This is a genomic window from Mesorhizobium sp. M2A.F.Ca.ET.039.01.1.1, assembly GCF_003998035.1.
Lineage (GTDB): Bacteria > Pseudomonadota > Alphaproteobacteria > Rhizobiales > Rhizobiaceae > Mesorhizobium.
Genome location: NZ_RZRY01000248.1, coordinates 1 through 8,435 on the forward strand (window position 1 = coordinate 1; position 8,435 = coordinate 8,435).

Sequence of the window (8,435 nt, forward strand, 5' to 3'; positions counted from 1 at the left end):
ATCCTGCACCACGGCGGCGACAGCGTTGCGGTCGACCGACGGCAGGATCAGCGGCGTCTCGCCCTGCGCGGCCGCAAGTTCCGCCATCAACTCGCGCAGCCTCGCCAGGTCGGCGGCGGCTTCATCCGCCGGCTCGGCGGAAACTGTTTCGGCCTTTGCGGCCTTTGCCCCTTTGGCCTTCTGGGTCTTGGCCTTCTTGGCCCCGGCAGCCGCGCCGTCGCCAGCCTTGCTCTCGGCAGCCTTTTGTTCGGGCGCCTTTGCTGCGCCGTGCCCGCTCTCGGTCCCGGCAGTCTCCTCAGCCGCCGCCTCGTCGAGCGGCACACCCTCGCCGCGCAATTTGGCGCGCAGGTCGAGGATCTCAGCCACCAATGCCTTTTCCCGATCCCACCGCGCCTGGGCGGCGGCCAAGGCGGTCTCGGTTTCCGCCAGCCCGGCATCGACACGGGCCTGCCGGTCGGAGACGTCGATGCCGATCGCCGCTTCGCGGCCGATAATGCCGCTTTCGACCTCCAGCGCCTGGCGGCGGCGCAGTATGTCCTCGACTTCGGCCGGCGTCGCATGCTGCGAGACCGCGACGCGGGCGCAGGCGGTGTCGAGCAGGCTGACGGCCTTGTCCGGCAACTGGCGCGCCGGGATATAGCGGTGCGAAAGCGAGACCGCCGCCTCGATCGCCTCGTCCAGGATCTGCACCTTGTGGTGCTGCTCCAGCACGCCGGCGACGCCGCGCAGCATCAGCACGGCCACGGCTTCCGACGGCTCGTCGATCTTGACCACCTGGAAGCGGCGGGTGAGCGCCGGGTCCTTCTCGATGTGCTGCTTGTACTCGGCCCAGGTCGTGGCCGCGATGGTGCGCAATTCGCCGCGCGCCAGCGCCGGCTTCAACAGATTGGCTGCATCGCCGGTTCCCGCCGCGCCGCCAGCGCCGATCAGCGTATGCGCCTCGTCGATGAACAGGATGATCGGCACTTCGGAGGCCTGGACCTCGTCGATGACGGCCTTCAGCCGCTTTTCGAACTCGCCCTTGACGCTGGCGCCGGCTTGCATCAGCCCGACATCGAGCATGCGTACGGAGACATTCTGAAGCGTCGGCGGCACGTCGCCCTGGGCGATGCGCAGCGCAAATCCCTCGACCACCGCCGTCTTGCCGACGCCGGCCTCGCCGGTCAGGATCGGGTTGTTTTGCCGGCGTCGCATCAGGATATCGACGATCTGCCTGATTTCCGGATCGCGGCCGACGACCGGATCGATCTTGCCGTCACGGGCGCGCTGGGTGAGGTCGGTGGCGTATTTGGCCAGGGCGGAATCCCCGCCCGGGCCGCGCTTGACCGGTGTCTCCGCGGCGGCCGCGGCGGGAGGTGAGCCGGCTTCGAGCGAGCCTTCCGTGACATCGGCGAAGCGGGAAATGACGCCATCCGCATCGATCTTGTCGAATTCGGCGCTGATCTTCGACACCAGGCCTTCCAGCGCCGGCGTCTTGAGACAAGCGAGCAGGATATGGGCGCTGCGCACCTCCTCGACCCCGAACTCCAGCGTCGCCAGGTTCCAACCCTCCTGGATGGCGTGGAAGATGTGGTCGGAGAATTCCTCCACCGAAGTGGCGCCATAGGGCAGCTTGTCGATGGCGCGGGTCATGTCGGCCGTCAGCCGGCTGACATCCAGTCCGGCGTCGGCGACGATCATCTGCACATCCGAGCGCTCCGACAGCACCAGTTGCTGGATGAAATGGGCGAGCTCGACATAGGGATTGCCGCGCAGCTTGGCCGTGTCGGCGGCGGCCTTGAAGGCGCGCACCCCCGTGGCGTTGAGCTTGGCGACCAGTTCCTTACGCTTGAAGCTCTGCGATGACCGGCGCTGTTCCATCGAACCTGCTCCCGCAACCTGCCGACCCATACCCTGCCATATAAGCGGCTGCTTGACAAAGCCGTGCGGCGGATAGGGCCCTTGAATCCATCCGGGCGGCACCGCCCGGTTACACAAGCCTTGCAAACTCGTGGCAACAAACATGGATTGCCGTCCGGACTATGCGAGCCATTTCACATACCGGTTCCGACAATCGCGCAATGGGTTCGCCGAGAAGGCGGCTGCGTTTAGCTTCCGTTAGTTTTTGCGCAGGTGCTCAATTGTCGTCGCGTGAGGCCGGTGATAACGTTACGTCACATGGGTCTCAGGGCCGCTGGCTGGGGGTTGGTGTGATTGATCTCGCACTCTGGCTGAATCCTCTGAACGGTGCGAATCCGTCGGGAGAGGACTTGCGCAACGACCCGGCTTTTCATGACCTGGAGCGCCTGACCGAGCCTCAGGTCAAAGTCGTTCACGACGGCAACAGCAAGCCCACCTCGCAATCCAGTCCGGTCGACTGGACGGCCGTGCTGGAAAAAGCCGAGGAATTGCGTCCGCGCGGCCGGGATCTGCGGCTGCTGGTCATCGTTGCGCGGGCCTTGGCCAACGAGGAAGGGCTGGCCGGCCTCGCCCAGGGCCTGACGCTCATCGCCAGGACCTTCGAACAGTACTGGGACACGATGCACCCTGCGCTGCGGACGGGCGCGCCGCGCGAGGCCGCCTTGCGCCGCATCAATGCGCTGCTCGACCTGCAAAACGGCCAGGAAGGCCTGCTGGCGAACCTCAGGCAGGCGGTATTCTTCTCGCCGCGCGCGATCGGGCCGATCAGTGGCCGGGACCTGGAACAGGCGGCGCTCGACGAACGCGTCATGCTCCAGGAGGCAGCCTCCGGCCTCGGGACCGCCGAAAAGGCGGCGCTGACGAACGCCCACAACCAGCTGTTGAACCGTGTGCGCACAGGATGCGCGGCGCAGATCGATCAAGCAGCGGACGCGATGACGTCGCTGCTGGCCGACGCGCGTGCCGCGATCGCCGCTCTCGACGCGATTGATACCGCCCTCAATGCCCGCATCGAAGGCAATGGCGCCACCGTCCCGGAATTGAAGAAGTTCCTGCAGCGTTTGCTGACGACGCTGGAGCGGAATTCCAGCGCGGGCGCCCAAGTGGCGAATGGTGCCGCGAAAGCCTCCCCACAGCCGGTTCAGCCGGCATCGACGCCCGCCCGAAACGGTCATGGAGCCGAGCCGATGGCAAGTGTGGCAAGCCCAGTCGAAGCGAGCGCCGGCCTGCCGGACCGGATCAACTCGCGCGACGAAGTCGTCAAATGCCTGGACCTCGTCGTCGCCTTCTACGACCGCACCGAGCCGTCCAGCCCCATCCCGCATCTCGCCCGGCGGGTGCGCCGGATGGTGCACATGGATTTCGTGGAACTGATGGAAGATCTCGCCCCGTCGGGGCTGAAGGAATTCCGGCTGCTTGCCGGTGTCCCGGATCCCAAGAAGCCGGCCCAGAAGGATGAAAGGTAACAAGCATGCCAGCAGAGAGCAAAGCGAAGGTCATCGAAAGAAACCGCGCGCCGCGCGTGCAGATCGCCTACGATGTCGAAACCTACGGCAGCCCGACGACGATCGAACTGCCGTTCGTCATGGCCGTGATGGCGGACCTTGCAGGCGCTTCGCAGACCAAGGAAGCGTCGAAATCGGTCCTCGACCGCAACTTCGTCGAAACCGACGCCAACCGCTTCCCGAAATTCATGGAAGCGATGGGGCCGCGCGTGAAGGCGCGGGTGAAGAACACCTTGCCGCAAGCCGAGGGCCAGGAGCGGGACGAAGAGCTCGCCATCGACCTCACCTTCTCCAAGATGGGCGACTTCGCGCCGGACAAGATCGCCGAGCAGGTCCCGCAGCTGGCCGAGATCCTGAAGATGCGCCGCCAGCTCGAGGAGTTGCTGGGCTTCATGGACGGCCGCGTCGACGCCGAAAAGCGCATCGCGCAGCTTCTGAACAACGAGCCGCTGCTGAGCAAGATCGCCAGCCAGGCGATGGATGACGGCAAGGGCGAGGAGTAAGTCATGGCCGAACAGCAAAAAACCGCAGCCGCCACCGCCGAGGCGGAAGCCATCGATCTCGGCGAATTCAGCGGGCTCCTTGAAAAGGATTTCAAGGTCAAGAAGGACGACAGCGAGAAGCTGCAGCAGCTGGTGCGCAACCTGGCACTGGCGGCGCAATCGCGCTCCGAGACGACGACCATCTCTTCTAACGCGATCAAGTCGATCAAGTCGCTGATCGCCGGCATCGACAAGATGCTGACGACGCAGGTCAACGAGATCCTGCATGCGCCGGAAGTGCGCGAGATGGAAGGCACGTGGCGCGGCCTCTGGTACCTGATCAACAACACCGAGACCGATACCAAGCTGAAGATCCGGGTGATGAACATCTCCAAGGAGCAGCTGGCCGACACGCTGGAAGACTATGAAGGCCAGATGTGGGACCAGAGCCCGATCTTCAAGAAGGTCTACACGGACGAGTATTCGATGCTGGGCGGCGAGCCTATCGGCTGCATCATCGGCGCCTACGAGTTCTCCAACCACCCGCGCGACGTCGGCCTACTGCGCAACATCTCGGGCGTCTGCGCCTCGGCGCACACGCCGTTCATCGCTGCCGCCTCGCCGCGGCTGTTCCGCATGGACAGCTGGCAGGAACTGCCGAACCCGCAGGACCTGCAGATGATCGTGAACAACCCGGCCTATGCCTCCTGGCAGTCGCTGCGCGAAAGCGAGGACGCCCGCTATATCGGGCTCACCATGCCGCGCGTGCTGGCGCGCCTGCCCTATGGTTCGGAAACCGTTCCGGTGAAGGGCTTCACCTTCGAGGAGGAGGTGGGCGGCGACCACAACAAATATGTCTGGATGAACGCCGCCTTCCCGATGGGCGTCAACATCAACCGCAGCCACAAGCTCTATGGCTGGGGCACGCAGATCCGCGGCGTCGAGAATGGCGGCACGGTGCTCAACCTGCCGGTGCACGCCTTCCCAACCGACGACGGCTCGATCGCGATGAAATGTCCGACCGAGGTCGCCATCGACGACCGGCGCGAAGCGGAATTGGCCAAACTCGGCCTGATGCCGATCCTGCACCGCAAGAACACCGACCTTGCGGCCTTCATCGGCGCGCATTCGCTGCAGGACGACGAGACGCGCGCCGGACGTCTGGTCGATCCTGACGCGCAGTCGAACGAGCGGCTTTCCGCCAACTTGCCTTACCTGTTCCCGGTCTCGCGCTTCGCGCACTACCTCAAGGCGATCGCGCGCGACAAGATCGGCTCGTTCAAGGAACGCACCGACATGGAGATCTGGTTGACAGAATGGATCAACCGGTACGTGCTGGCCAACCCTGCCTTCGCCGACGACAAGGCGCGCGCCAAGCGCCCGCTTGCCGCGGCCGAGGTGCAGGTCGACAGCGTCGAAGGCCGGCCCGGTTACTACAACGCCCGTTTCTATCTGCGTCCGCACTATCAGTTGGAAGGCATCAACGCCTCGCTCCGGCTGGTGTCGGAACTGCCGTCGGTGAAGGGCTGAACTCGTTAAGCAAAGTCATCTTGTTTCGTAGCGGTGGAGAAAGACAATGCCAGACAGAACCGATGCGCCCTCGACGAAAATCGACGGCTTCCTGAAAGTGCCGGACATCAAGGGCCCGAGCAAACGTGACGGCCATGAAGACGAGATCGAGATCCACGGCGTCGACTACAAGATGATCGCGCCCTACGACCCGAACTCGCTGTCGCGGCGCGGCCGCGTGTCCATGGGAATGATCAAATTCTTCAAGCACTACGACAAGTCGTCGCCCTACCTGAAGAAGGCGCTGTTCGAGAACAAGGCGCTGGACGAGGTGGTGTTCTCGGCACGCCGCACCATCGACGGCGAGACGAGCGACTATCTGGTGGTGACTCTCACCGACGCCTCGATCATGGAATACGATATGCGGCAGGCGCAGGACGAGCCAGACCTGATCGAGGAAGAGGTCAGCTTCGCCTACAAGAAGATCAAGTTCGTCTACGACAAGGACGATGAGATCGAAATGGACGTCTATGTCGGCAAGTGAGGCCAAGCGGCCCGGCGCAAAGGCGCAGCTCGCCGGCAGCTCCCGGGCAAAGCGCGAGGCGGTTCAGCCCTCCCTCTGGGACCGCCTCGTCAACGATTTGCCCGGGCTGACGTCGGAGATCGACGGGCTGCGTCGCCTGCTGGATGAAGAACTCGGCGCCGAGCGCGTCGAGGCTCTTCTTGCCGGCAGCGCGCGGGCCATCGATGCCGATGCCGAGCTTACGGCCGAGCAGAAACGGCGACTGCATAGGCTGATCTTCCAGACCGAGCATCGCGCCGAAATCGAAAGCCGCGGCGTGGTGGTATCGGCGCGCGTGCTGCGCGAAGCCGTCCGGCGCGACATAGAGGCGCTGTTCAACACCGAGCGTTTCGAATCCGTGCCGATGCTGTCCGACGCCGAGCACGAACAGCCCTTGGACGAGTTGCCGTCGCTGGCCGATTTTCCGGAAGTGCGCCGCAGCGTCGTCAATTACGGCGTGCCGTCCTTCTCCGGCCGCTCCTCGCGGGATTTCGACCGCGACACGCTGGCGCGCGAAATCCGCGCGGTGCTCGCCACCTTCGAGCCGCGTCTCAAGGAAAGCGCGACAACCGTGAATGTCACGCTCGGCGACAAAAGCGTCGGCCTCAAGATCGAGATCGACGCCGTGCTGATCATGACGCCGACGCCGGAACGCATGCGGCTGCGCACCACGATCAATCTCGACAACGGCCTGGCGCGAACCGAATTCCGGGAGACCTGAGATGGATCGGGTCTTCGTAGAGTATTACGAAGAGGAACTAACCCATATCCGGGCGCTGGCCGCGGAATTCGCCGACATGCATCCGGCGGTCGCGCGCAACCTTTCCCTCGATACCGTCCCCTGCCCCGACCCCTATGTCGAAAGGCTGCTCGACGGCGTTGCCTTCCTTGCGGCGCGCACGCGGCTCAAGGTCGACGCGGAGCGCTCGCGCTTCTCGCGAGCCGTGCTCGACGTGCTTTACCCGGACCTGGTGACGCCGGCGCCTGCGACGGCGATGGCCGTGCTGAAACCTGGACAGCAAGTGCAGTCGATGATCGCCGGCCATGCCGTCGCGCGCGGCACGCGGCTGGTCTCGGGCCTGCATCCGGGGCTCTCGACGCGCTCGACCTTCACCACCGCGCAAGAGGTCACGCTGTGGCCGATCGCGATCACCTCGGTCGGCTATTTCCAGGACCGCAGCGCGCTGGCGGCCGCCGGCATCGCGCCGATCGGCGGCGTGCGCGGCGAGGCGGCGTTCCGCATCACGCTGGCGCGGACCGGAAAGGGCAAGCTCAGCGAGTTGTCGCTCGACCGCCTCGACCTCTATTTCGCCGGGCGCGCCAAGGCGCCGCTCATCTTCGACGCGATCTTCGGCGCCTGCTCGGCCGTCGGCGCGCGGGCGGAAGGCAAGACCAATCCGCTCACCGCCCTGCCCGAGCCCGAGATGATCGGCATCCACGACGACGAAGCGCTGATGCCGCGCACCCGCCCGACTTTCGAGGGGTACCGGCTGCTGCGCGAATATTTCATGATCCCGGAGCGCTTCCACTATGTGCGGGTCGCCGGCCTGCAGCCGGTGGTGCGCAAGTGCGATGGTGCAATAGAGATCATCTTCCTGTTCCGGCGTCCGGTGCCGGAGCTCGCCGATGTGACGGCCGCCGATTTCGAGCTGTTCGCGACGCCGATCATCAATCTCTTCGAACGCGAATGCAACGTCATCGAGATCGATCCGCGCCGGACGCGCCAGGTGCTGCATGCTGATCGCACCAGGGCGCGCGACTTCGAGATCTTCCGCGTCACCCGGGTTGAGGACGCCGACGCCGAAGGCAGCGAAGCGGTCATTCCCGAATTGTTCAGCCTCGGGCAGAACCGCGGCAGCGGCTGGGTCTACTCGACGGAGCGGCGCCCGCGCCGGGCAACGGAGGACGAGCGGCGCGACGGCCTGACCCGCACCTCCTATACCGGCGACGATGTCTTCATCGCGGTGTCGCGCCCGGCGGGGAGCCCGGCCAACCGGCCGCTCAAGCGGCTCGACGTGATGGCGCTCTGCACCAATCGCGACCTGGCGATCCTGGACGACACGCCGACGCTGACGCTGGAGACCGCCGATCCGGTGGAAGCGGTGCGGCTGCTCGGCGCGCTGCGGCCGCCGCAGCCGGCCATCCCGGCAGCTCTGCCGGCCGGCGCCGAAGGCGAATCCCGCGCCGACAATCTCGCCTGGCGGCTGGTGGCGCAGCTTTCGCTCAACTTCCTCAGCCTCGCCAAGGAGGGCCGCGGCGTCGACCCGCTGCACGCCTTGCTCGACCTCTACGCCGATCGCGGCGATCCAAGCCTTGCCCGCAACGTGCATTCGATCACCCGCATCGACTCGCGCCCGGTGATCGAGCGGCTGCAGATCGACGGGCCGATGTGTTTCGGCCGCGGCACCGAGGTGACGCTGCATGTCGACCAGTCGGTGCTGGCGGGTCCAAGCCCACTGCTGCTTTCGGCCCTCCCTG

The 8,435-nt window shown here is 65.4% G+C and carries 7 protein-coding genes; 6 read left to right on the plus strand and 1 reads right to left on the minus strand.

Annotation, left to right across the window (positions count from 1 at the left end; translation table 11 throughout):
- Positions 1 to 1,860, minus strand: a 1,860-nt coding sequence (locus EOA24_RS19105; RefSeq protein WP_127409976.1) for an AAA family ATPase, incomplete at its 3' end; no start/stop codon positions are given.
- A 329-nt stretch (positions 1,861 to 2,189) separates the two neighbouring features.
- On the opposite strand from EOA24_RS19105, the gene tssA reads away from it, so the two are divergent.
- The 6 genes from tssA to tssF form a co-directional block, all read left to right on the plus strand.
- A complete protein-coding gene (tssA, locus tag EOA24_RS19110) occupies positions 2,190 to 3,365 on the plus strand; it encodes a type VI secretion system protein TssA (RefSeq protein WP_126079268.1) in 1,176 nt (391 codons plus the stop codon).
- A 5-nt stretch (positions 3,366 to 3,370) separates the two neighbouring features.
- A complete protein-coding gene (gene tssB, locus EOA24_RS19115; RefSeq protein ID WP_040985731.1) occupies positions 3,371 to 3,907 on the plus strand; it encodes a type VI secretion system contractile sheath small subunit in 537 nt (178 codons plus the stop codon).
- A 3-nt stretch (positions 3,908 to 3,910) separates the two neighbouring features.
- Positions 3,911 to 5,416, plus strand: a complete 1,506-nt coding sequence (tssC, locus tag EOA24_RS19120) for a type VI secretion system contractile sheath large subunit (protein WP_010910844.1) — start codon at positions 3,911 to 3,913, stop codon at positions 5,414 to 5,416.
- A 46-nt stretch (positions 5,417 to 5,462) separates the two neighbouring features.
- Positions 5,463 to 5,939, plus strand: a complete 477-nt coding sequence (locus tag EOA24_RS19125; RefSeq protein WP_126062707.1) for an Hcp family type VI secretion system effector — start codon at positions 5,463 to 5,465, stop codon at positions 5,937 to 5,939.
- Entirely contained in the window at positions 5,926 to 6,678 is a 753-nt protein-coding gene (tssE, locus tag EOA24_RS19130) for a type VI secretion system baseplate subunit TssE (protein WP_042638539.1), read from the plus strand. Before EOA24_RS19125 ends, tssE begins: the two co-directional genes overlap by 14 nt.
- A 1-nt stretch (position 6,679) precedes the next feature.
- The coding region (gene tssF, locus EOA24_RS19135) for a type VI secretion system baseplate subunit TssF (RefSeq protein WP_127409977.1) at positions 6,680 to 8,435 on the plus strand (1,756 nt) is incomplete at its 3' end.

Bases quoted from the DNA above. Each gene is read 5' to 3' on its own strand.
- tssB (WP_040985731.1), top strand. From the start codon at position 3,371: ATGCCAGCAGAGAGCAAAGCGAAGGTCATCGAAAGAAACCGCGCGCCG.
- tssC (WP_010910844.1), top strand. From the start codon at position 3,911: ATGGCCGAACAGCAAAAAACCGCAGCCGCCACCGCCGAGGCGGAAGCC.
- EOA24_RS19125 (WP_126062707.1), top strand. From the start codon at position 5,463: ATGCCAGACAGAACCGATGCGCCCTCGACGAAAATCGACGGCTTCCTG.
- tssE (WP_042638539.1), top strand. From the start codon at position 5,926: ATGTCGGCAAGTGAGGCCAAGCGGCCCGGCGCAAAGGCGCAGCTCGCC.